The sequence below is a fragment of the Acinetobacter sp. YH12145 genome (assembly GCF_013418335.1).
Taxonomy (GTDB): domain Bacteria; phylum Pseudomonadota; class Gammaproteobacteria; order Pseudomonadales; family Moraxellaceae; genus Acinetobacter; species Acinetobacter amyesii.
This window is the reverse complement of the sequence record NZ_VPCE01000005.1, coordinates 69,060-92,789: the sequence shown is the minus strand read 5'-3', so window position 1 is coordinate 92,789 and position 23,730 is coordinate 69,060. Positions and strand designations below refer to the sequence as shown.

Sequence of the window (23,730 nt, the reverse complement as noted above, 5' to 3'; positions counted from 1 at the left end):
TACCTCCTAGTTAAACCATGATTCGCGCGCTTTCATAATAAGTTGACCTGCTTTTTCAGCACCTAAACCTTCGATATCAGAGATATCGTCAGTGGCTTGATCTGCAAGATCATCTACAGTTACCACACCGCGAGCGGCAAGCGCATATGCGATTTCTTTAGTCACGCCTTCCATTGCAGCAAGCTCTTCGCTTGGCTCTTGGATGTTTTCTTGTTGCTTCAATGCATCAGCCAATGCAATTTCTTTTGCACGACCTTGTAGCATTTCAACAGTTTCAGCATCAAGTTCGATCTCATCGAATGTTTCCGCAGGAACATACGCGATTTCTTCTAATGACGTGAAACCCATTTCAACTAACGCCATCGCTAAGTCTTCATCAATATCTAGACGTGTAACAAACATATCTAAATATTGTTGCGCTTCGTTTTGTTGGCGTGCGTGATATTCTTCTTCAAGCATCATATTGAGCTTGTAACCAGTCAATTCAGATGCTAAGCGTACGTTTTGACCTTGAGACCCAATTGCACGTGCTAACTGATCACTCGTTGCAAAAATAATATCTGCAGTACGTTCTTCTTCATCAATCACGATACCTGATACATCAGCAGGCTCTAGAGCACTTGCAATGTACTGTGCCGCGTCATCAGACCAAACGACTACATCAATACGCTCACCATTTAACTCTGATTGAACTGCTTGGATACGTGTACCACGCATACCAATACATGCACCTACAGGATCAATACGGTGATCGTTTGTTTTCACAGCGATTTTAGCACGAACGCCAGGTTGGCGTGCAGCAGCCTTAATCTCAATGATTTCTTCAGCAATTTCAGGAATTTCTTTCTTCATCAATGCAATGAGCATTTCTGGTTTAGAACGAGAAAGTAATAACTGAGCACCACGGCCTTCACGGTTTACGTTAAACAAAATCGCGTTTACACGTTGTTTAGGACGTAGAATTTCTTTAGCGATCATTTCTTCACGCGCAAGATATGCTTCTGCATTGTCACCTAAATCAATGATAAAGCCATCTTTGGTTTGTTTTTTCACTTCACCGTAGATGAGTTCACCAACTTTAGATTCGTAAGCATCTGCAATTAGCGCACGCTCTGCTTCACGAATTTTTTGAACAATTACTTGTTTCGCAATTTGTGCCGCAATACGACCGAAATCAATCGATTCAACTTCAAGTTCACGGATATCCCCAATTGCCCATTTTGCAGGATCTACATCAGAGATCGCATCTTGGCATGCTGGCATTTCGTGATCTTCGTCGGCAACCACTTCCCATTGACGGAAAGTACGGTAATCACCAGTACGACGGTCGATTTCTACACGTAGACGAGCTTCTTCCGAGTGAGTTCCCTCGTAGAATTTCTTCTTAGTCGCTGCAACTAAAGCTTGTTCAAGCGCTTCAAAAATTGCATCACGACTTACACCTTTTTCGTTACTAACCGTTTCTACTACGGTAAGAATTTCACGAGCCATAAGTCACCTATTCGTTCAGATTCTTATTTATTAAATTAATCTTGGAAAACCAGATTTGCTTTATCAATATTGTGGCTGTCAATATCCAACACTTGTTGCTTTTCAACTTCAACCTGAATCATTTCGTTCTCAAGGTCTACGTTAACAAGTTTGGCTTGGAATTTACGACGATTATCTACAGCACTGATCAAACGCAAAGCGACTTGCTGACCAATGTATGCCGTCATTTGTTCCAATTTAAAGAACTGACGATCCCAACCTGGAGATGACACTTCTAATGCATATTCGCCTGAAATTGGATCATGTACATCCAACATCGCACCCACTTGCTGAGTGACACGAACACAGTCCTGCACGCCGATACCACGGCCTTGCTCAACTTCGCCATCTTCATTGATGACAGGTTCTGCATTTTCATCAACTTCACGGTCGATATAAATACGTAACAGTGAACGTTTTCCTTGAGGTTGGAAATCAATCCCCCAAAGTTCTACATCACATGCTTGCACCGCTGGGGCAATTAAGTCCTGAAGTGCTTGAGTTTTATTTGATAGCTTCATTTACTCTCGTCAAATTTGTGCGATTCGATGGTCGAAATGACCACTACAGACCAATGCGAAACTATAGTAGTAGTGAAACATGACGGTTTGACCAAAATACTGTCGACACTACACGATAGCCAATAAAAAAGGGCGTAAATCGCCCCATTATTACACAGAAAACCATAGTCCACTGTGCAAAAAGGCCCACCTAGTTGTGAGCCTCTTTTAGAAACTTGGTAGCGGGAGCTGGATTTGAACCAACGACCTTCGGGTTATGAGCCCGACGAGCTACCAGACTGCTCCATCCCGCATCAACATGCAAAAATTATATACAATTTCTTGGTCATTTTCAATCTAAAACAACCTGAAGAATTGCCCTACTGAGTTGCATCTCAGAGGATTGGTAGCGGGAGCTGGATTTGAACCAACGACCTTCGGGTTATGAGCCCGACGAGCTACCAGACTGCTCCATCCCGCATCAACATCACAATGACTTTCAGATAAACTGCTTATATAGATTGTGTGCTATATAAGATTGGTAGCGGGGGCTGGATTTGAACCAACGACCTTCGGGTTATGAGCCCGACGAGCTACCAGACTGCTCCACCCCGCATCAATATGCAAATAGTTTTCTCAGCTTTAAAAGCTGTCCATTTAAAAGCTTGCATCTTAAAAATAGAATTGATTGGTAGCGGGAGCTGGATTTGAACCAACGACCTTCGGGTTATGAGCCCGACGAGCTACCAGACTGCTCCATCCCGCATCAACAGAGTTTTGCTGCATACACCAACTTATGTTCTGGATTATAAGTTGGTGCGGAAGGGGGGACTTGAACCCCCACGCCCGAAAGCACTACCACCTCAAGGTAGCGTGTCTACCAATTCCACCACCACCGCAGCTGTGACGCATTCTAGTCGCAACACGTCAAAAAAGAAAGTGCTAAATAAATTATTCAGCGCTTTTTGGTGCAGTTGGCGAAGTTTCAGCCGATTTTGCAGGCGCAGTCGGTACTGAAGAAATCGCATTCAGACTATAAGCATTTGTCGTTTGTTTCTTTGCAAACACAGCAAGTGTCAAGCTCGTAACGAAGAACAAAGCCGTTAAAATCGCAGTCAAACGGGTCATAAAGTTACCCGAACCCGATGCACCAAATACAGTTGCAGCACCGCCGCCACCAAAAGATGCACCCGCATCTGCGCCTTTACCATGCTGAACTAAAATCAGCACGATCATTAAAATCGCTAAGATAATATGTACCACCAGCACAAACGTATGCATGCTGAACTCCTAATTATTTTGTATTTGCAAATGCTTGAGCAATTTTATAAAACGACTCTGCATTTAATGATGCACCACCGACCAGCGCACCATTGATATCCGGACAGGCTGCCAACTCTACTGCATTTTCAGGTTTTACACTACCACCATAAAGAATCGCAGTATGAAGTCCCATTGGGGTGATTTGGCTTAAACCTTCACGAATTTTAGCGTGCATCGCTTGCGCATCTTCAGGTGACGCTGTTTTACCTGTGCCAATAGCCCAAATTGGCTCATAAGCTACCACAATTTGTTTCCACTGCTCTGCTTGTACAACAGCAGCAATATCACATATTTGTTGTAACACAATCTGTTCTGCTTGGCCGCTTTCACGTTGTTCTAAGCTTTCACCCACACAATAAATCACAGTCAAACCTGCGTTTAATGCATTTTTTACTTTTTCATTAATGATATGCGGTTGATCAGCGAATATTTCACGGCGTTCCGAATGACCAATCAGTACAAACTCAACACCATAATCTTTTAATAGCTCTGCACTGAGCTCACCCGTATATGCGCCTGTACCCGCGACGCGAGAAACGTCTTGTGCAACGGTTATGATGTTACGGCTTGCTTGTGCTAATTCATTTTGCACCGTGGTCAAAGCAATAGCTGTTGGTGCAACCCCAATATGGCATGCCGCTTCAGCAATATTTTGTTCATCTAATAATTGCTTAAAATTCTTAAGAAGTGCACCAGCATCGGCTTGCAATGGGTTCATTTTCCAGTTACCCACTACCCAAGGCGTAATCGTCGAACCCGACATATTTATCCCACATGACAAAGATGAAATCGGGCACATTCTACACGTAATTCATAATTTTGAAGATAAATTTCAACACATTTGCATCTTCGAAGCACACCAGTCATTCCAAGATCTTCACTTTTCTGTAAAAAAATTAAGCAGATTTAAGGACTGGTTCATGCTTTTTACCAATTCTTAGCTAGTGACAACACTTTAAGATATGGTATTTTTGTGCAACAAAAGTATAATTTTGCTATACCAATTATAAACAGACTGAAGCATAGGCAAGTAAAAGCATGACAGCAGTTCAAGGTTCTTCAAGATTTACGGGGTTTATTCGTCGCTTAGTTGACGAAGGGCATCTGTCTGCCGAAAAAATGCAAGCAGCGCTGCAAAATTCAAAAAAGGCTCATCAAGATATCGTGCCGCATTTGATTCAGGAATATCACCTTTCAGCACGCCTGATCGCAGAAACCATCTCGATAGAGTTCGGTGAACCGGTTTTTGATATTTCAACTTATGATACGTCTTTAATTATACGTGATGAATTTGAAGATAAACTCATTACCAAGCATCGTATTTTGCCTATTTTTAAACATGGCAATTTATTATTCGTTGCGATCAGTAATCCCACCAATATTGAAGCAGTGGATGCCATTCGATTTGGTAGTAAGCTGAATACTGAAACAATTATTGTTGAACATGACAAACTTGAAAAGTTAATTGAACAGAACTTTGCTGAAGAAAGTACTTTTGAGTTTGATGATGACTTTGATCTTGATTTAGACAGTGAAACACCCGATCCATCTCAAGAAGATGAAGATGAGGTAACGGGTGATGAAGCGCCGATTGTTAAGTACATCAATAAACTACTAGTCGACGCCATTCGCATGGGTGCATCCGACTTACATTTCGAACCCTATGAAAAGTCTTACCGCGTCCGCTACCGTGTTGATGGCGTGTTAAGAACAATTACTAATCCGCCCTTGCAGCTCGCGACTCGACTTGCTTCGCGTTTAAAAGTCATGTCACAAATGGACATCTCGGAAAAACGTATACCTCAAGACGGTCGTATCAAGTTAAAGCTGTCAAAGAACAAAGCTATCGACTTCCGTGTGAACTCTTTACCGACATTGTTTGGTGAAAAACTTGTTCTACGTATCCTTGATCCATCTAGTGCGATGCTAGGAATTGATGCGTTGGGTTATGAACCTGATCAAAAAGAACTGTTCATGCAGGCTTTAGAAAAACCACAAGGCATGCTGCTCATTACCGGTCCAACGGGTTCCGGTAAAACCGTATCTCTATATACAGGTTTAAATATTCTCAACCGTGAAGATACCAACATTTCAACGGCCGAGGATCCTGTGGAAATTAACTTAGAAGGGATCAATCAGGTCAACGTAAATAATAAAGTCGGGCTCACCTTCTCTGCAGCCTTAAAATCATTCTTACGTCAAGACCCTGATATTGTGATGGTCGGTGAGATTCGAGATTTAGAAACGGCTGAAATTGCAATTAAAGCGGCTCAAACAGGTCACATGGTGATGTCTACACTGCATACCAATAGTGCACCTGAAACACTGACACGCTTACGCAATATGGGCGTGCCTTCATTTAACATCGCGACATCCGTGAACCTTGTCATTGCGCAGCGACTTGCACGTCGCCTATGTTCACAATGTAAAGAAACAGTAGACGTACCAAAACAAAGTCTATTGGAGCTTGGTTTTACCGAAGATGATTTAAATACACCAGAATTCCAAATATACCAGCCTGTAGGTTGTGCCGAATGCCGTGAAGGCTATAAAGGTCGTGTGGGTATTTACGAAGTCATGAAAGTGACACCTGAAATTTCAAGAATTATTATGGAAGATGGCAATGCCTTACAAATTGCCGAAGCTTCAAATCAAGCAGGTTTTAACAATTTACGCCGTTCAGGCTTAATTAAGGTCATGCAGGGGGTGACTTCACTTCAAGAAGTCAATCGTGTGACCAGTGAGTAAGTGAATTAGTATTTAAAAATAAGGATAAATTCATGGCTGTAAAAAAAGCGCAGATGATGCCAACCTTCAGTTATGAAGGCGTGGATCGCAAAGGGGCGAAAATTAAAGGAGAGTTGCCTTCGCGCAATATGGCTTTAGCTAAAGTCACTTTACGTAAGCAAGGCATCACCATTAAAACCATTCGTGAAAAACGAAAAAATATTTTTGAAGGCCTAACTAAAAAGAAGGTTTCAACTCTAGATATTACGATTTTCACACGCCAACTTGCGACTATGATGAAAGCCGGGGTACCGCTCGTTCAGGGGTTTGAAATCGTAGCTGAAGGCTTAGAAAACCCATCAATGCGCGAAGTTGTACTCGGTATTAAAGGTGAAGTTGAAGGTGGTAATACTTTCGCTGGTGCGCTACGCAAATATCCGCAGTATTTTGACAACCTATTCTGCTCCTTGGTTGAATCTGGCGAACAGTCGGGTGCATTGGAAACCATGCTAGACCGTGTTGCCATATACAAAGAAAAAAGCGAATTGCTTAAGCAAAAAATCAAAAAGGCCATGAAATACCCAGCAACTGTGATTGTTGTTGCCGTAATTGTCACGATTATTTTGATGGTAAGGGTTGTTCCAGTATTCCAAGAGCTATTTAGTTCCTTTGGAGCAGACTTACCAGCATTTACGCAAATGGTGGTCAATATGTCTAATTGGTTTCAAAGCTATTGGTTTATTTTCATTATTATAGTAGGAGCAATAATCGCCTTATTTTTAGAAGTCAAAAAGCGTAGCAAAGCTTTCAGAGACTTTTTAGACAAAGCTGCTCTGAAAGCACCAATTTTTGGTGATTTGGTTTATAAAGCGATTATTGCCCGCTATAGCCGTACTTTAGCAACTACATTTGCAGCCGGCGTACCCTTAATTGATGCACTTGAATCGACTGCAGGTGCAACCAATAACGTAGTTTATGAAACAGCGGTCATGAAAATTCGTGAAGATGTGGCGACTGGTCAGCAATTGCAATTCGCCATGCGTGTCACCGATAAATTTCCATCCATGGCGATTCAAATGGTCGCTATTGGTGAGGAGTCCGGTGCATTAGATGCCATGCTAGACAAAGTGGCGACGCATTATGAAAACGAGGTAGATAATGCCGTAGATGGATTAACCGCGATGATGGAGCCCTTAATCATGGCAGTATTGGGTGTCCTCGTCGGTGGTCTTGTGATTGCAATGTATCTTCCTATTTTCCAAATGGGTTCAGTGGTTGGTTAAAACCAATAAAAGGAAATATTTTGTTTACTGATTTTTTTACTTATTTAATCAATACCCCAATTGCGATGTATATCGCAATTGGGATTTTTAGTCTTTGTATCGGTAGTTTTTTAAATGTGGTGATTTACCGCACGCCGAAGATGATGGAACAAGAATGGCGCACGGATTGCCAACTGTTTTTACATCCAGACCAACCGATTATTGATGAAACAAAGATTACCCTGAGTACCCCTGCTTCAACCTGTCCAAAATGTAAAACGCCAATTCGTTGGTATCAAAACATTCCAGTCATCAGTTGGATCGTGTTACGCGGAAAATGTGGAAGTTGCCAAAATCCAATCAGTAGCCGTTATCCACTGATCGAATTACTCACCATGATCTGTGCGCTGATTGTTGTTGCAGTTTTTGGTCCAACTATCCAAATGCTGTTTGGTCTAGTGCTGACTTATGTATTGATTGCCTTAACATTTATTGACTTTGACACCCAACTTTTACCTGACCGCTATACCCTTCCTTTGGCTGCACTCGGGCTTGGCGTGAATAGCTATGCCATTTATACCTCTGCAACCTCAGCCATTTGGGGGTATATCATCGGGTTCTTATGCCTATGGATTGTTTACTATTTATTTAAAATCATCACTGGCAAAGAAGGCATGGGCTATGGTGACTTTAAACTTTTAGCTGCGTTGGGTGCATGGATGGGCCCTTTCCTGCTCCCACTGATTGTATTACTCTCTTCACTGGTAGGTGCAATCATTGGCATTATTTTGCTCAAAGTTCGTAAAGAAAACCAACCTTTTGCATTTGGTCCCTATATTGCCATCGCTGGATGGATCGCCTTTTTATGGGGTGATCAAATTATGAAAATTTATTTGGGTCAGTAAGGTCGTTGTATGACATTTGTCTTGGGTTTAACAGGTGGTATCGGTAGCGGAAAATCTGCTGCAAGCAATTGGTTTGAACTCCAAGGCATTCAAGTCGTCGATGCTGATATCGTTGCTCGCGAGGTTGTCGAACCGGGCCAACCCGCACTGATTCAGATTCAACAACAATTTGGTGATTGGGTTTTACTTGCGAATGGTGAGTTAAATCGGCGCGCTTTACGTGAATATATCTTTAAAGATCCTACAGCACGTCAAACACTTGAAGCCATTACCCATCCTGCAATACGTCAGTCCATTATCCAACAGTTAAATGAAGCCACCAGCCCCTATGTCATCTTGGTTTCGCCGCTGTTATTTGAAACCAATCAACATGAATTAACCAATCACACCTTGCTTATTGATGCCACGGAACAATTGCAAATTCAGCGTGCATCACAGCGCGATGGTCAAAATATCGAGCAAATCCAAAAAATCATTCAAGTGCAAATGTCGCGTCAGGAAAAGCAAAAAATTGCAGATGATATCGTGCTGAATGATGGTCATTTAGATCATCTTTATGCACAGCTTCGGCCGTTGCATCTCAAGTACTTAGCGCACGCTGAAAAAAGCTAAATAAAAAAGCAGTCTTACTCAGACAGCTTTTTTTGTTGTTCGAGTTGCTGCTCTAGACTGTCCTTTCGTCCGAACCATTTCCACGGTTGAATCGCTCCAATCCCCATCCCGACCAATCCACACACAATTGCAAAACTTAATGGTTCATTCAGCAGCGGTACCGCTAAAATTGCAGCAATAAAAGGTGCCAAAGTTACAATACTTCCGGCTTTAAATGCACCCAGACGCTTGATCGCCTCTACATACGTTAAAGTCGCAATAATCACCACAAAAATACCGTGAAAGATAACTTGTCCAATGAGTTGCAATGGCTTTGGGTCAGACCAATGTTTAGGGAAAAATAGTAGATAAATAGGCACGAATACCACGGCAGACCAAACCGCAACCCCCGCCATGGCATGCCAAGCAGAGAGCTTCCATTGCTTAAGCAATACCGTAAATATTCCCCACCAAATGGCACTGATAAAAAACAGCAAATCACCTAAACCAAACGCCACACCAGTCTCGACGTACATTAAATAGCTCATTAAGCTAATAGCAGAAACCATAATGACCACACTAATCCATGTATGCTTATCGATCGGCTGTTTGAAGATCAGAAACGCGGCTATGGCTGTACATAAGGGAATACAACCATTGAGAAAAATTGCAGCATGGGCCGCAGGAGCATAATGAAACGCACTATAGGCCGTTAAGCAATAGGTCATCCCGCCGAGCATGGCAAGGATAAAAGGCTCTTTCTTCCATAAAAAAGCCGTATCTTTTTTATAAATCAAAATTGGCATTAATATACAAAATGCCAAAGCAAACCGAAGTGCGGTAATGTCCCAAGCACTGATTCCCCAATTGGCGCTTAAACGCGCCGTTAAGGTGAATCCCCCCCAAATACACATGGTAATGAAAACATATAAATAACCTTGCTTTTGGGGAGACATCATCACTTCTATTTCAATTCATTATTACGTTGACGACATGCTTCATACAATGCCATACCGGTTGCGACACTGACATTTAAGCTTTGCAAGTTACCAGCCATTGGAATATAAACAGTTTGATCACATTGCGCCTGCGTAATAGGACGCAAACCTGTATCTTCAGCGCCCATCACCACACATACACCCGTACCAGTGAAGTCAAATTTTTGAATCGGCAACGCTTTTTCATCTAGCATGGTGCCGATCACACGCACGTTAAAATCTTCTTTGATTTGAGCCAATGTACGTGCCAAGTTGGTCACCTGAATAAACTTCACTTTTTCAGCACCACCAGCAGCAACTTTACGGGCTGTTGGGGTAAGTGTCGCTGAACGATCACGCGGTGCAATCACGGCTTCAACGCCCATAGCTGCCGCTGTACGGATACATGCACCAAGGTTATGTGGGTCTGTAATATGATCTAAAGCCAATAGCAACGCATTGGGATTGGCTTGTAATAAAGCCTCTAAATCTTTTTCGTTTAAGACTGGATGGGGGCGTACAGCCGCGACCACACCTTGATGGAACGGTTGTCCCGCAAGTTTTTCCAAACTATCACGGCTAGCTTTTTGAATGCTGACACCAAACGGTTCTGCCAACTCAAAAATACGTTTTAAACGCTGATCATCACGTCCTTTTAACGCAAATAAAGTTAATACGCGTTCTGGCTCAAGTTCCAGTAATGACTCCACTGAATGAACGCCATAATAATATTCCTGTTTCGCCATGAACGACCTCTAATTTGCAAACTTCGATAAACTTTTAAACAGGGTATGATCACCCAGCGCACAGCTTAGGTTATCAAAAAGAAAAATCCTGCAAAGCAAGCTTTACAGGATTTATGCTATGACACATAGTTTAACCGATTTGAGGTTAAAAAACTGTGCCTAAATTGATTGAATCATTAGCCTTCTAAGTGGCACACATAATCCAACACTTCGTCTGTTTCAATTTTAAATCGGCTATTACCTGGCACGTAGAATGATTGACCCGCACGGAATAATTCGCTTTCTTCGCTATCTGCAATTTGAACACGACATTCACCTGAAATAATTTCCATACGTTCAGGTACATGGGTTTCAAAAGTCAGCGCTTGTTCAGTTGGAAGCAACACACCCAGTGTTTTCTTTGTTCCATCTTCAAATTGCACAGTATGGCTGATGCATAGACCGCCAAAATAAACATTTGATTTTTTGATTACCGATACATGATCAAACTGTGCTGACATGCGTTTTCTCCAGATAAAGCATATTTATAATATTTTGATCGATGTAGTTTAATTGTGCTGCAAAAACTAATCAATCTGTGTTGAAAACTGTGCGATAGATAATTACAAAAATCTGAGTACTGGATGTGCCCCTATTTCATCCCACCACCTCAACATTTAGAGTCTAAAACAAGCTGTGCTGTTGTACAAAATACTTTTTTGTTTCATCCACTAAAGTCCTAGTTAGGGTTAATTGAAACGCTGCAAACTCATTTCAAAAAAATAGCAGCGTGATGAATCATATTGGTGGATTTGAGTGACCAAATCATGACGTTTTATGGCAATAACACGCTAGATTAAATACAAGAATACATACACAAACGTGTTTTGTGAGGACTTGGCAGGACATTTGATGGTTTCAGCTCACGTTATGCAAGATCACCTACTCTTTAACATCACAACACTGCATGGATACAGCGGATAAGAAACTAATTTCTTGTTAAACTGAAATTTAAGATAGAATTATGAGGTTTTTCGTCATCTTAAAATAAAACTTGTCTTGTGACCAAAACAAAACTTAATTATCTTTAACTAGAACTTTTCGCAGCTCGGATGCGTTTATGCTGACACATTTAACTCTGATCAATTTTGCATTAGCCGACCATTTAGCCATCGACATTGAACAAGGCTTTAATGTCCTGACGGGTGAAACGGGTGCAGGTAAATCTTTACTTCTAGACGCATTATCAGCTTGCTTAGGTGAACGTACAGACACCAACTACGTGCGCTATGGATCAGACAAAGCCGATGTGACAGCGACCTTTAGCTATCAAGAGCACAGCCCTGAAGCGCTTTGGCTCAAAGAACACGAACTAGATGATGAGTCTGGCGAAATCCATTTACGTCGCGTGATTTTTGCAACAGGTCGTAGTAAGGCATGGATTAATGGACGTCCGAGCAGCTTATCCGAATTAAAAGAAATTGGCCGCTTATTGGTTCAACTCTATAGCCAACACAGCCAACAACAACTTTTAGAACCACCCTACCCAAAGCATTGGCTGGATCGTTATTATAATTTCTATCAGCCGGCTCAAGCCGTTCGTGATGCCTATAGCAAGTGGCAAAAGGATATTCGACAGCACCAAGCAGCACTCGATGCCCAAGCCACACGTAAGCAACGGATAGAAACGCTTGAACTTCAATTAGAAGAACTTGAAGACGTTGTGCAAACGGACTACAAAGAAATCGAGCAAGAATTTGACCGTCTCAGTCATCATGAACATATCATGCAGGATTGTAGCTATGGTCTAAATGCCCTCGATGATGCCGAGCAAAATATCAATCAAGAAATGGGCGCGATCATTCGTCGAATTGAATCGCATGCAGGACGTAGTGAACAACTTTCTGAAATTTATACGTCGCTACTGAACGCTCAAAGTGAAATTGAAGATGCCACCACAAATTTACGTCAGTTTATTGATCGTCAAAGTTTTGATCCTGAACGTATGGACGAATTAAATACCAAACTGGAAGTTTTTCATCGCTTAGCGCGTAAATATCGTACTCAGCCTGAAGATTTAAAACAAGAATACGAAGCGTGGCAACTTGAGTTAGAGCAACTGCATCAGCTGGAAGATCCTGAAACGTTGGCAGAACAAGTTGAGGTTTCTCATCAAGACTTCATTTCCAAAGCCGAGCACTTGGATCAAATACGCCGAGATGCTGCTACGCCATTGGCTAAACAATTAACTGAACAAGTCAAACAACTGGCTCTGCCTGAAGCGCATTTTGAATTTAAATTTGAACCGCTTGAACATGTTTCGAGTGAAGGTTTAAGCTTTATTCAGCTGTTATTCACAGCCAACAAAGGGATTCCTGCTCAGCCTCTAGCACGCGTGGCATCGGGGGGGGAATTGTCACGTATTGCCTTAGTCATGCAAGTGATGAATGCTGAAAAAACCGAATCCGAAGTGTTAGTCTTTGATGAAATTGATGTCGGGATCAGTGGCGGAACGGCAGAAATTGTCGGGCGTTTATTGGCAGACCTTGCGCAACATGTGCAAATTCTATGTATCACGCATCAAGCGCAAGTTGCAGCACAATCGGATCAGCACTTGTTGGTAAAAAAACGTCAAACCGACCCTGCTAGCAGTACGATTATCGAGCTCGAAGAAGATGATCGGATTCAAGAGCTGGCTCGAATGACCGGTGGTGTGGAGATTAGTCAAACGACCTTACAACACGCAAAACAATTACGACAATTAAAATTTCAACATAGTTAATTTTTGATGCTTTCAAAAAAGCCTGTGTATTCAAAGTAGACAGGCTTTTTTCTTAAATACACTATTTGACAATCCCCTGATACACAAAGGCTTTCGAGCCTAAGCTATAGCGTAAATATTTATACTGCGGCTGATGTTGTTGATTGAGTAACATAACATCCACGTGTTTCGGACTGATTTTGAGATATTCATTACCGCTACGACGATCGGTTTCATAATGGCAGTCATAATCTACCGAGATTTGATCTAGTTTCTTTTGCTTAGTTTGAAATACATAAGATTTAAGTAACTGTTTTGGTCCAACTTCAACAGCTCTTAGATGATGTAGTCCACTGCAATTATCACCTTTATAATAACTCTTCACCAAATATACGGTTTTATTTTGGATGTTGACCGGCAAAATTTGATTGATATAGCCTGAGTCAAATTGATCTAAATGTTGCGTTTTTCCCGTTGCATATTGCACATAGCTGCTCCACTCCCCCATGGTGCCTCCGCCAGACACATCAAAACTATAAAATTTAAGTTTTTTATCTGGTGAATATTGCACATGAACAAAACCTTGCTTTTCGAGTTGCGTAAATCCGTAGTGAAAACTGCTCGGATCTGCCGCAATGACATCCACAATTTCACGTTCTATCGCTTCATTGACCTCATAAAAATTTAAGTTTTTATATTTTTTAATCACCTGAGATTCATGTTTTTGTAAGTCAGCGCTTCCTGCAAAGCCTGAAATAGGTAGGCTTGCACAGAGTGCCATCCCTATTATTTTTGAATAATGTGTCATTGTTTTACCCTCAGTTTATCCTGCTATTTTAAGCAATCTCAGTCATCCATCACGTATATCTTCTCCTCACTTTTGTACTGCTGTTGTTCAAATCACCAATCATCGCTTTACAATTCACCGTACTGTAGACCTGCCTGCACGATGAACATTTTTAGCATGTCCCTCACTGGTCGAGCATGACAAATATTGAATTTGCAGAAAAACTCATTGTTGAAAACTTGTGAGTCTAGTATGTTGATAAATACAACGTTATTCGAATGCAATTCACCCCAAGAATGAAACTTACCCCAATAAGGAGAAGCCATTAGGTGACTAAACAATACCTCACACACCGCTGCCTGATTGCTCCACCCGAAATGAACGATGAATTCTTTGCCAATACGGTGATTTATTTAGCGCGACATGATGAAGATGGCGCTCAAGGCATCATTATTAATCGTCCTTCGGGCTTGCAGATCAAAGAACTCTTGAATGATTTGGAAATTGAGGCAGATAATGTGCATCCTCATGAAGTGTTGCAAGGTGGACCTTTGCGCCCAGAGGCAGGTTTTGTTCTTCATACTGGTCAACCGACATGGCATTCGTCTATTGCTGTAGGTGAAAATGTCTGTATTACCACGTCTAAAGATATTTTAGATGCGATTGCACACAATGAAGGTGTGGGTCGTTATCAGGTGGCTCTAGGCTATGCCAGTTGGGGTAAAAGCCAATTAGAAGAAGAAATTGCTCGGGGTGATTGGCTCATTTGTGACTCAGACATGGATTTAATATTTAACTTACCTTATGACGACCGCTGGGACGCTGCCTATAAAAAAATGGGCGTAGACCGCGCGTGGTTATCATCTGAGATTGGACATGCCTGATTTACCACAATATCAAATGATTATGGCCTTTGACTTTGGCACACAAAAAACAGGAATGGCTGTGGGACAAGCCTTGATTGAAAGTGCAAATCCCCTGCCACTCTTTCCCATGAAAGATGGCATTCCCAATTGGGATAATCTACTCAATATTGTGAAACAGTATCAGCCGGATTTGTTCATCGTGGGTCTACCGCTCAATATGGATGATAGCGAGTCTGAACTCTCCACACGTGCGCGTAAATTTGCACGACGCCTTCGCCACCAAACCAATATTGAAACCTTGATGGTCGATGAACGCTTAACGACACGTGAAGCGCGTGATGAATTAGATCATTATCAAGCCCAAGGCCGTGCGAAGAATCTTTCTGCCGACAGCCTTGCTGCAGCATTGTTTATTGAAAGTTGGTATCGAAATCCAGTCGGGCTAAAACCTTAAGCGCTTTCAACAAACAGGCAAATAAAAAAGCATCCAAAAGAGGATGCTTTTTTATGCGCAAGATTGATCACTCAATGCTGCGCAAATGAAATGATTGGGGATAACTTAGTTTTTATCCACAATATGAATCGTGGTGGTTCGACCCGCGACAAAAGCCAACTGATCATGCGGCACTTCATCCAGTACAATTTTCACTGGTACACGCTGTGCCAAACGGACCCAACTAAAGGTTGGATTAACATTAGCAAGCAAACCATCAGTCGATGTACGTTCACGGTCTTCAATCCCTGTTGCAACGCCTTGTACATGGCCTTTATAAACTTCAGAACTTCCCATCAGTTGGATTGTTGTAGGTGCGCCAACATAGATTTTATCCAGTTTGGTTTCTTCAAAATATCCCACAACATACAATTGTTGACGGTCAATTAAGGCCGCTACGGCTTGGCCTACTTTGACATAATTCCCCGCTTTGAGTTCAAAGTTAGACAAAGTTCCATCTGTTGGGGCAACCACTTCCGAACGTTTTAAATTCAACTCAGCCAAATGCAAACTGCTATTCGCTGCTTCAATTAGGGCTTTTTGCTGCACCACACTGGCTTTGGCTTGTTCAATCGCGGCCTGAGTTTGCTCATGTTCTGCATGTGATTGATCACGTACTGCAAACATTTGATCTTGTTCTTGTTTTGAAATCGCACCGTCCATCAAACTTGCATAACGATTTGCATTTTTATCTGCAAGATTGATATTGGCTTGTGACTTCACTAGATTTGCTTTGGCTTCAGAAAGCTGTGCTTCAGCCCCTGCTAGTCCTGCTTTGGCTTTCGCCAAGTCAGATTTGGCTTGCTCAACATCCAACGCTTGACGTGCCACATCTATACGAAATAACACTTGGCCTTTTTTCACTTGTTGGTTGTCTTGAACCAAAACGTCTGTGACTAAACCCGAAACATCCGATGACACTTGAATCACGTCACCACGTACCCGTCCATCTCGCGTCCATGGTTCCGAATTGTAATAGTCCCAAATATGTTTCAGCGCAAGTAATGCGCCGCATAGCACGATTATCAACAATACAGGCCGAACATATTTTCGGACATTCAAATTGGTCATACGATTACCTCAATCATTTCATTTTTTAGGGGCTTAGAACTGGCAGAAAATAAAGATTTCATGCACCAGCCAAAGCAACATCACAAATACACCCAAATAAAAAATATTGGGCATCGGCACCCAATCTTGCGCCATCCATCGGTCAAGCAAACGCACGATGATCCGCAATAACAGATAGGCCAATACCGCTTGAATCAATAGAATGGGCACATAGACGCCATATATATTTAGCTCACCCATGTTGTGCCTCGATCTGTAAATGATTTGGAGTCTGCTGTGTTAGAACATGACACAAACTGCTTTGAATATTGTTCAGTGAATACTGAATTCGATGCATAACATCGTCGTTTTCCACACCCTGAACGGCCTGATTCAATCGTTGAATTCGTTCTACAATTTGCTGTTTCAAGCTCATATACACATTATTTTGCCCTTGTTCCATGGCACGAAAATAGTCATCTAAATCTTGTTGTAACTCTTCGAGTTCGCTGACTAGTGCATCATTCGGATCGAGTTTATTCATGAGTTCTTGCAAGCGGGTCAAATCAATCACCGCACTGGCTTCCACCAAAGCCCACTCGATCTGTTGTTTCAAGTTCCCTGATTGCACCATTTTGCTATTTAGGATGCCGATTCGGTCCAACATACTGCGTAAATGCACCCGAAACGGTAAGCCGTACGGCAGATATAAAGCCTGACGCAGTGCCTTGTAATGCTGTGAAAGTATGCGTTGGGCCGTCATATCTGGTGACATCGCACGCACTAAATGAATAATAAACACCGAAATAATGGGTCCCAAAACCGTCCCAATCGATGCATCAAAGAAAAACACCTGATCAAGGCTAAAGCGGTTTTGAAAATTCAGCCCCATGATGGTCCCCATCAAAAGCGGCAAGCTGATCCCAATCAAAGGCGGATGTAAAAATAGCATCAGACAGAACATCACAAACGGTGCTAATACCACGATCAACTGCCAAAAAGCGGTCACATGCGGGAAAATGCCATAGGCGTAGATGAACACCATGAACGCCGCATACATATTGGCGCGAATAAACATTTTCAATGCAGGAACAGGATTATCCATTGCCGTTAAAATACAAGCACTGATCGCAGCCATTTCAGCCATCATAAATCCAGCTTTCCACCCACTAACGATCCAAAAACCCGTGGAAATTAAAATAATCAGACACGCAGACACTCCGCCACGAATAGCAACCCCCGCATCTCGGTGCAAAGTCGGATAATGACTATTGCTCAAGGCGGTCAGTGTGGTTGGTAAAGTGGAGTCGCCTTGCTGTACCCGCTGCCAAAGCAAGCGAATCGCACGGATATTCTGAATAAAATGGCGAATATCCATTTTTAGACTACCCAAAATCACCTGCTGTGTTGGCAATGCCTGTGTCTGAATGTGTTGAAAATCTTGCTCAAACTGTTCAGGCAATTGATTAAGTTTACTTTCCTCAATCTGATGTTGATCTAATAAAAACGCGGCAATATGTTCATGGGCTTGCTTGAGTGCCGTCCGATAATGTGTGTCCAGAGCGTCTAATTGTTTCATCCGTTCAGACATGGCCACCAAGTTACTGACCAACAAACTCAACTGATGCAAGATTTCCTGCAACGGACGTGTCATGCCTTTTAAGGTGGATTTTTCATATGACAAATGCACCGCCATGACATGTATATCCGCGATATCTCGTGCAATATTGCCGAGATTTTTTGAATAATTTTCTAGTTCGGCAGGCTCTAATAAAATCTGATCAAATATTTCTTTGGTATCGGCAAAGGTTTTGCTCACGCGTGTTTCAACCGCAGGACCAATATGCATTGGAAATAACGTCGTGGTCACGATGGCACTACAGACCACACCCACCGTAATTTCGAGAAAACGCCCCAAGGCCATATCAAAAATCGAAGCGGTATCAATAAAATACACCACGTTAAAACAGATGATGACCGTGGTATAACCCGCCAACATGGAAACATAACTACGAGGCGTACGGTCTAGTAGTGACAAATACAGACAAAACCCAACCCAAACCGCCAAAAACACTGTAAACAGTACTGGCATATGGATGAGATGTGGCAGTGCCACCACCGACACTGCCGCCCCTAAGAACGTCCCTAATACACGATACAAACTTTTTGAAGACGTCATGCCTGAATATGGATTCGCGATCACGAATACTGTGCCAATCGCCCAAATCGGATAAGCTAAATTCAGTACAAAGGCCACATACAATGCCAACATGCCCGCGATGAACGTTTTGGTCGCAAAAATCCAGTCCATTTTATTGAGCCGAAAAGCGAGTATTTGTTTCGTCAGCAACATGATTGATCTCGTCGGTTTGCTTCTTTTTAGTGAAAACGGCCTCGTATCGAATGCTTAAACATTCGACAGTACAACCTGTATCACGGCACAGGAATGACTAGAAATTTCAATAAGTAAAGAAGCGATTCAAATCGTGTTTCAAACCATTTGAATACAAAAAGTAATGTGCAACATTGCCTGCGCATCGAAAGAATGGGCAATATTTATTCAATATAGGATATTTTCACAACAATTTTGCTAAAAAAACAAATTAAAGTCAATATTAATATCTTATTTTGATAATTTACCTATATTTTAAATGCGTATTTCAATTTTTTATTATGCTTTTATCAGAATAACCCAAGAAACCCTGTGATATTTCAGATTTGTTTCATTTTCAATGTAGAAAAGCGCAACATCAGGCCGAGCAATTTGTTATAAAGTAACTTAACGATTCATTTTTATTGTGACCAAGCAGGTTCTTATGGCGCTTTCCAGTTTTGGTAAAATTCTCACCGTACTCGACTTATTTTCAGTTGCTCGTCCCATCATCAATGTCGACATTATTAGTGAAGAATTAGGCTTATCTAAACCAACGAGCTATCGCTATTTAAAAGAACTGGTTTCTGCTGAATTATTGCAGCGCCTTAGTGGGACTTCTGGCGACTACACACTGGGTTCAAAAATTGCTGTGCTTGATTTTATTTCTCGCACCACCGATCCATTGGTGCAAATTAGCATTCCCTTCATGAAAGAAATTGTGGAACGCACAGAGTCTTGTTGCTTATTGACGCATCTGAATATCGACTCATGTATTGATGTACATCATGAACTTTATAAAGACTATGCAGCCTTGGCTTATGGTCGAGGTAGCCCGCGTCCGATGTACAAAGGCTCATCGTCTAAAGTGATTTTGTCGCAGTTACCTAAGCAACGGATTTTAGATTATTACCACCGTTTTGCGGACGAGTTATCTCAAGTTGGTTTTGCGCATAATGAAGAAGAATTTATGCTGCAAATGAAAAAGATTAAAAAGCAGGGTTATTATTTTTCCAATGGTGAAGTTGACCCGAATATGTCGAGCCTATCGATTCCGATTAAATTTTCCAGTAAAGAACCCCCACTTGCTTTGACCCTATTGGCGTCTAAAAATCGTTTTGAATTTATGAATTTTCAAAAAGTCGTAGAAATGATGCAAGACTGTACAGCGCGTATTGAGAAAAAATACAGCAGTATGATGGAAGAATCGGACGCCATTTAAATCTGATCAGTTTGCGCACAACTGATGCGATGTTGTAAAGATGATATTTAATTAATCTGATAAATTTATATTATTAATTGAATTTATTAATTATAAATTCCAGATAGATTATCATAATATGATTATTGTTCTTTAGCAGTCATCTCAATCATGTGTTCCATGATTTCAGTTGATTGGCGCTATACTCTTCCTCAGAGAAAGAAAAAAGCTCATCTAGATATGGGCTTTTTTTACGGCTGTTGATCATAGAAATAACGAAAGGTTAAATTCACCCTCGGCTCGGTCACTTTCATCGACTTCATTAGGGCATGTTTCCAATACCGTTGGGTTTTCCCACGCATCACAATCAACTGTCCACTTTGCAGTAAAAGCTGTACTTTCTCTTGAGTGCTTTTATGTTTAAAGCAAAACTTTCGGCTTGCGCCAAAACTCAAAGATGCGATCACCACCTGCTGTGTGGGTGAAAGCAAAGATGGCTCATCATCACTATGCCACCCCACCGCTTGCGTACCATTTTCGTATAAATTGGCCAAACAGGAATTAAACGTCTGACCCACCCGTTGCTCAATATGTTGCTTTAAGCGCAGTAAAGCTGGATTCCAGATCAATGCCTGCTTTTGCATGCCTGAATAGTGATACTCATAATGAGCATCTCCATACCAAACCACTTTTCGTTCCGTTTGAAAATACTGTCCATGCAAAATGACTTCATCATGCTGCCAAGCCAACTGCGTGAGGAAATAGCGTAAATATTTTTCACTGTCTTCAGCATTGAAGATCAATCCATAATCTTCAACTTCACCATCATAGGGCAACAGATTTGCATGCGGTTCAGGCGTAAATAATTCAAAATTCATCGGTTCAACTCAACACTGTTTGGCACAGCAGCGTGATGCTGATGTCGTGAGCACATTTAAAAAATATCTTAGCCGAAAAACTCTCGTCACAAATCAAAACATTGTCATTACTTGTCGCATAGAATTTTCAGTCTTAGACTAAAGCTCATATTCACAATAAAAATAATTGCTTATGAACCTGTGGCAGCTTTTCCAAAAATTACGTCCATTCGTACAGCCATACCGCTGGCTGGTGGTCGTGACGCTGATCTTGACCTTAATTGGCTCACTTACAGCACAGGTGAATGCCCTGACACTCAAATATGCCGTAGACAGCATCAATCAGCTTTTGCAACAAGGTCTCGGTCTAGCCAATGGTTGGCATATATTAATCACCATCAGCGTGGTCTTACTGGGAAAAGAAGTCATCAATGCCATAGTGCAATTTGGACAAAAATCGTTTGGTGAAAAGTTACGTATTTTAATTTCTCAGGATTTGTCCCAAGGCATTATTGAAAAATTTATCACCTATCGATTGGCATTCTTCGATCAACAAGACAACCAAGCAGGTAAGCTCCAAACTCGAATTGATCGGGGTGTCAGCTCGCTCACACGACTGGTTCAAATCTTTTTTATTGATATTTTACCGCTTTTTACCAGTGCGATTATTGCACTGGGCTTAATGTATTATGCCAATGTTTGGGTTGGCGTGGTGGCCACAATTATCGTGCCGATTTATTTTTGGCTGACCTTTAAACAATCACAAAAACTAGCAGGCAAACGCCGTGCCCTACGCGATAATTTTGAAAAGAAAAATCAGGGTATTCTGAGTATTATCAATTCGATAACGGTCATTAAATCTTTTAACAAAGAAGCCGTCGAATCGAAAAAACAATTAAATCTGCAAAAGTCGCTGACTGAAAACCAGATGCAGACACGGCAAACCAGTTATATCTTTGACGGACTCAAAACCTTTATTGAACAGGTCGGTGTGGTACTGATCATCATTCTGACAGCCTATTTTGTTTTGGATGGGCAAATGAGTATCGGGATGATTATGTATCACGTGTTGTTATTTAATAATGTCTCTGCCCCGATTCGCTCGCTACATCGTATCTATGATGAAATTAACTCTGCGATGATTTATTCGGAAAGCTTCTTTAACATCTTAGAAGCGGATCATGAAATTGAAACCAGTGGCACTGCCCAGCCTCCGATTCAAGGTCAGTTTGAATTAAGCAATGTCGACTTTAGCTATCCCAATGGTTTTCAGGCATTGCACCGCATCAACATGACCATCCAACCGAACAAAATCACCGCCTTGGTTGGTTTATCTGGGGCTGGAAAATCGACATTAATTAGCTTACTGGATAAGTTTTATCATCCTCAAGCGGGCAATATCAAACTCGATGGCATCGATTTAGAACAGATTGATACACAGTATTTACGTGAAAATATTGGTTTGGTATTGCAAAAAAATCATATTTTCCCAGGTTCAATTTTTGAAAATATTCGCTATGGCAAAAGTACAGCTACAGAGCAAGAAGTCTTTGATGCAGCACGGAAAGCCTCGATCCATGATCAGATCTTAAAACTTCCGCATGCCTATGAAGCCGATGCTTTACTGCTCTCAGGTGGACAGCAACAGCGCATTGCCTTGGCACGCATGTTTCTAAAAAATCCGCCGATTATTTTCTTGGACGAACCGACGGCTAGTTTAGATGCGATCGCTGCTGAACAAATTAAAAATAGTCTGGATCAAATTAAGCAAGGGCGTACCGTCATCATGATTTCGCATAGTTTGTCGCAAATTATCGATGCCGATTACACCTACGTCATGAAAGATGGACAAATCGTAGAACACGGGGAGCATCATGATTTGTACCATCAAGAAGGTGCTTATAAGCAAATCTTCGATGCGATGGCGAAAAGTTTAAATATTGACAAAATTGCCCGTACTTTTGAGGAAGACGAAGAAACACATAGTTAATTTTAGACCGAAAAAAGCCCATCGTTTGATGGGCTTCGTTCATATTTGTTTTATTCAATTAACGCTGAACTTTTTGCTCAATTTCTTCAACACTGGTGTGACGGACATCTAGACCTTTCACCATATAAATCACTTGTTCAGAGATATTTCGAGCATGGTCACCAATACGTTCAAGTGAACGCAGCACCCAAAGTACATTCATGACCCGAGTAATGTGCCGTGGATCTTCTATCATATACGTCATGAGGGTACGGGTTGCCGATTGGTACTCGCGGTCAATATCAGCATCGGCCAAAAGGACACGTAAAGCCTGATCTACATCCAAACGTGCAAAGGCATCAAGCGCATCATGAATCATCACGCGGACTTGGTTGCCAATATGACGTGTTTCCATATAACCCCGCGGTGAACCACCCTCTTCACACAAGCTTTGTGCAATACGGGCAATTTTTGCCGCTTCATCACCAATCCGTTCTAAATCGGTGTTGGCTTTCGACATCGCAATCACCATGCGTAGATCAATCGCAGCAGGATGACGACGCGCCAAAATTAGGGTAAGCGCTTCATCAATTTCAGTTTCCATACGGTTCACCGTATTGTCTTGAAATTGAACATCGATCGCCATCGTTGCATCCGTATCCAATAAGGCATGAATGGCATTTGCAACCTGCTGCTCCACCAAACCACCCATGGTCATAAATTTGGTATGCACATCCTGCAACTCTTCATTGAATTGCGAAGAAATGTGATGGTTTAAAACAGGATTATTAGGCAAAGCGAGTCTCCACTACAACGTGAATCGGCAGATTTTAGT

At 41.7% G+C, this 23,730-nt stretch carries 22 protein-coding genes and 5 tRNA genes; 9 read left to right on the top strand and 18 right to left on the bottom strand.

Annotation, left to right across the window (positions count from 1 at the left end; translation table 11 throughout):
* Positions 1-6: 6 nt before the first annotated feature.
* From nusA to tpiA, 9 genes are all read right to left on the bottom strand, one after another.
* Entirely contained in the window at positions 7-1,491 is a 1,485-nt protein-coding gene (nusA, locus tag FTU80_RS06330) for a transcription termination factor NusA (protein WP_078192558.1), read from the bottom strand.
* A 35-nt stretch (positions 1,492-1,526) separates the two neighbouring features.
* Positions 1,527-2,051, bottom strand: a complete 525-nt coding sequence (gene rimP, locus FTU80_RS06325) for a ribosome maturation factor RimP (RefSeq protein WP_078192559.1) — start codon at positions 2,049-2,051, stop codon at positions 1,527-1,529.
* Between the two features lie 216 nt (positions 2,052-2,267).
* A tRNA-Met gene (locus tag FTU80_RS06320) sits at positions 2,268-2,344 on the bottom strand.
* 90 nt (positions 2,345-2,434) lie between these two features.
* Positions 2,435-2,511 (bottom strand) — tRNA-Met (locus FTU80_RS06315).
* 58 nt (positions 2,512-2,569) lie between these two features.
* Positions 2,570-2,646 (bottom strand) — tRNA-Met (locus tag FTU80_RS06310).
* A 73-nt stretch (positions 2,647-2,719) separates the two neighbouring features.
* Positions 2,720-2,796: transfer RNA gene (locus FTU80_RS06305), tRNA-Met, on the bottom strand.
* 48 nt (positions 2,797-2,844) lie between these two features.
* Positions 2,845-2,929: transfer RNA gene (locus FTU80_RS06300), tRNA-Leu, on the bottom strand.
* A 52-nt stretch (positions 2,930-2,981) separates the two neighbouring features.
* The gene (gene secG, locus FTU80_RS06295) at positions 2,982-3,311 is read right to left on the bottom strand and encodes a preprotein translocase subunit SecG (protein ID WP_180084539.1); all 330 of its coding nucleotides are present in this window, start codon (positions 3,309-3,311) and stop codon (positions 2,982-2,984) included.
* A 13-nt stretch (positions 3,312-3,324) separates the two neighbouring features.
* Positions 3,325-4,116: a triose-phosphate isomerase gene (gene tpiA / locus FTU80_RS06290; RefSeq protein WP_180084538.1), complete on the bottom strand. Its 792-nt coding sequence runs from the start codon at positions 4,114-4,116 to the stop codon at positions 3,325-3,327.
* Positions 4,117-4,391: 275 nt separating this feature from the next.
* Between tpiA and pilB the strand changes: the two genes are divergently transcribed.
* The 4 genes from pilB (at position 4,392) to coaE (ending at position 8,859) form a co-directional block, all read left to right on the top strand.
* Positions 4,392-6,101 carry a type IV-A pilus assembly ATPase PilB gene (pilB, locus tag FTU80_RS06285; RefSeq protein WP_180084537.1) on the top strand — a complete coding sequence of 570 codons (1,710 nt, stop codon included), beginning with the start codon at positions 4,392-4,394 and terminating at the stop codon, positions 6,099-6,101.
* A gap of 32 nt (positions 6,102-6,133) precedes the next feature.
* Entirely contained in the window at positions 6,134-7,363 is a 1,230-nt protein-coding gene (locus FTU80_RS06280; protein WP_180084536.1) for a type II secretion system F family protein, read from the top strand.
* 65 nt (positions 7,364-7,428) lie between these two features.
* Positions 7,429-8,247 (top strand): A24 family peptidase, encoded by an 819-nt coding sequence (locus FTU80_RS06275; RefSeq protein WP_180084634.1) that lies wholly within the window; start codon positions 7,429-7,431, stop codon positions 8,245-8,247.
* A 9-nt stretch (positions 8,248-8,256) separates the two neighbouring features.
* On the top strand, positions 8,257-8,859 hold the full coding sequence (coaE, locus tag FTU80_RS06270) for a dephospho-CoA kinase (protein ID WP_180084535.1): 603 nt from the start codon (positions 8,257-8,259) through the stop codon (positions 8,857-8,859).
* A gap of 14 nt (positions 8,860-8,873) precedes the next feature.
* Here coaE and FTU80_RS06265 read toward each other — a convergent pair whose 3' ends face one another.
* The 3 genes from FTU80_RS06265 to FTU80_RS06255 all read right to left on the bottom strand — a co-directional run bounded on the left by FTU80_RS06265 (position 8,874) and on the right by FTU80_RS06255 (position 11,061).
* The gene (locus FTU80_RS06265) at positions 8,874-9,797 is read right to left on the bottom strand and encodes a DMT family transporter (RefSeq protein WP_180084534.1); all 924 of its coding nucleotides are present in this window, start codon (positions 9,795-9,797) and stop codon (positions 8,874-8,876) included.
* 5 nt (positions 9,798-9,802) lie between these two features.
* The gene (gene rlmB / locus FTU80_RS06260) at positions 9,803-10,561 is read right to left on the bottom strand and encodes a 23S rRNA (guanosine(2251)-2'-O)-methyltransferase RlmB (protein ID WP_180084533.1); all 759 of its coding nucleotides are present in this window, start codon (positions 10,559-10,561) and stop codon (positions 9,803-9,805) included.
* A 176-nt stretch (positions 10,562-10,737) separates the two neighbouring features.
* On the bottom strand, positions 10,738-11,061 hold the full coding sequence (locus FTU80_RS06255; protein ID WP_067763086.1) for a pyrimidine/purine nucleoside phosphorylase: 324 nt from the start codon (positions 11,059-11,061) through the stop codon (positions 10,738-10,740).
* Positions 11,062-11,660: 599 nt separating this feature from the next.
* On the opposite strand from FTU80_RS06255, the gene recN reads away from it, so the two are divergent.
* Positions 11,661-13,322, top strand: a complete 1,662-nt coding sequence (gene recN, locus FTU80_RS06250) for a DNA repair protein RecN (protein WP_180084532.1) — start codon at positions 11,661-11,663, stop codon at positions 13,320-13,322.
* Positions 13,323-13,383: 61 nt separating this feature from the next.
* Here recN and FTU80_RS06245 read toward each other — a convergent pair whose 3' ends face one another.
* The gene (locus tag FTU80_RS06245) at positions 13,384-14,109 is read right to left on the bottom strand and encodes a hypothetical protein (protein ID WP_180084531.1); all 726 of its coding nucleotides are present in this window, start codon (positions 14,107-14,109) and stop codon (positions 13,384-13,386) included.
* A 308-nt stretch (positions 14,110-14,417) separates the two neighbouring features.
* Between FTU80_RS06245 and FTU80_RS06240 the strand changes: the two genes are divergently transcribed.
* Both FTU80_RS06240 and ruvX read left to right on the top strand, forming a co-directional pair.
* Complete coding sequence (locus FTU80_RS06240) at positions 14,418-14,972, top strand: YqgE/AlgH family protein (RefSeq protein ID WP_111884875.1); 555 nt, start codon at positions 14,418-14,420, stop codon at positions 14,970-14,972.
* The gene (gene ruvX, locus FTU80_RS06235) at positions 14,965-15,408 is read left to right on the top strand and encodes a Holliday junction resolvase RuvX (protein WP_180084530.1); all 444 of its coding nucleotides are present in this window, start codon (positions 14,965-14,967) and stop codon (positions 15,406-15,408) included. The genes FTU80_RS06240 and ruvX overlap by 8 nt, the downstream gene beginning before the upstream one ends.
* A gap of 105 nt (positions 15,409-15,513) precedes the next feature.
* On the opposite strand, the gene FTU80_RS06230 is transcribed toward ruvX, so the two are convergent.
* Genes FTU80_RS06230 through FTU80_RS06220 form a run of 3 tightly spaced genes read right to left on the bottom strand, consistent with a single transcriptional unit; the run spans position 15,514 to position 18,850 of the window.
* Positions 15,514-16,518, bottom strand: coding sequence for an HlyD family secretion protein (locus FTU80_RS06230; RefSeq protein ID WP_180084529.1), 1,005 nt, complete (start codon positions 16,516-16,518; stop codon positions 15,514-15,516).
* A 33-nt stretch (positions 16,519-16,551) separates the two neighbouring features.
* Entirely contained in the window at positions 16,552-16,758 is a 207-nt protein-coding gene (locus FTU80_RS06225) for a DUF1656 domain-containing protein (RefSeq protein ID WP_180084528.1), read from the bottom strand.
* Positions 16,751-18,850 (bottom strand): FUSC family protein, encoded by a 2,100-nt coding sequence (locus tag FTU80_RS06220; protein WP_180084527.1) that lies wholly within the window; start codon positions 18,848-18,850, stop codon positions 16,751-16,753. The genes FTU80_RS06225 and FTU80_RS06220 overlap by 8 nt, the downstream gene beginning before the upstream one ends.
* Before the next feature lie 463 nt (positions 18,851-19,313).
* On the opposite strand from FTU80_RS06220, the gene FTU80_RS06215 reads away from it, so the two are divergent.
* A complete protein-coding gene (locus FTU80_RS06215; protein WP_180026532.1) occupies positions 19,314-20,090 on the top strand; it encodes an IclR family transcriptional regulator in 777 nt (258 codons plus the stop codon).
* Between the two features lie 230 nt (positions 20,091-20,320).
* Here FTU80_RS06215 and FTU80_RS06210 read toward each other — a convergent pair whose 3' ends face one another.
* On the bottom strand, positions 20,321-20,947 hold the full coding sequence (locus FTU80_RS06210) for an alpha-ketoglutarate-dependent dioxygenase AlkB (protein WP_180008049.1): 627 nt from the start codon (positions 20,945-20,947) through the stop codon (positions 20,321-20,323).
* 172 nt (positions 20,948-21,119) lie between these two features.
* On the opposite strand from FTU80_RS06210, the gene FTU80_RS06205 reads away from it, so the two are divergent.
* On the top strand, positions 21,120-22,916 hold the full coding sequence (locus FTU80_RS06205) for an ABC transporter ATP-binding protein (RefSeq protein ID WP_180022056.1): 1,797 nt from the start codon (positions 21,120-21,122) through the stop codon (positions 22,914-22,916).
* Between the two features lie 58 nt (positions 22,917-22,974).
* Here the strand turns inward: FTU80_RS06205 and phoU are convergent, their stop codons facing one another.
* Positions 22,975-23,691: a phosphate signaling complex protein PhoU gene (gene phoU, locus FTU80_RS06200; protein ID WP_078189433.1), complete on the bottom strand. Its 717-nt coding sequence runs from the start codon at positions 23,689-23,691 to the stop codon at positions 22,975-22,977.
* Positions 23,692-23,730 lie beyond the last annotated feature (39 nt).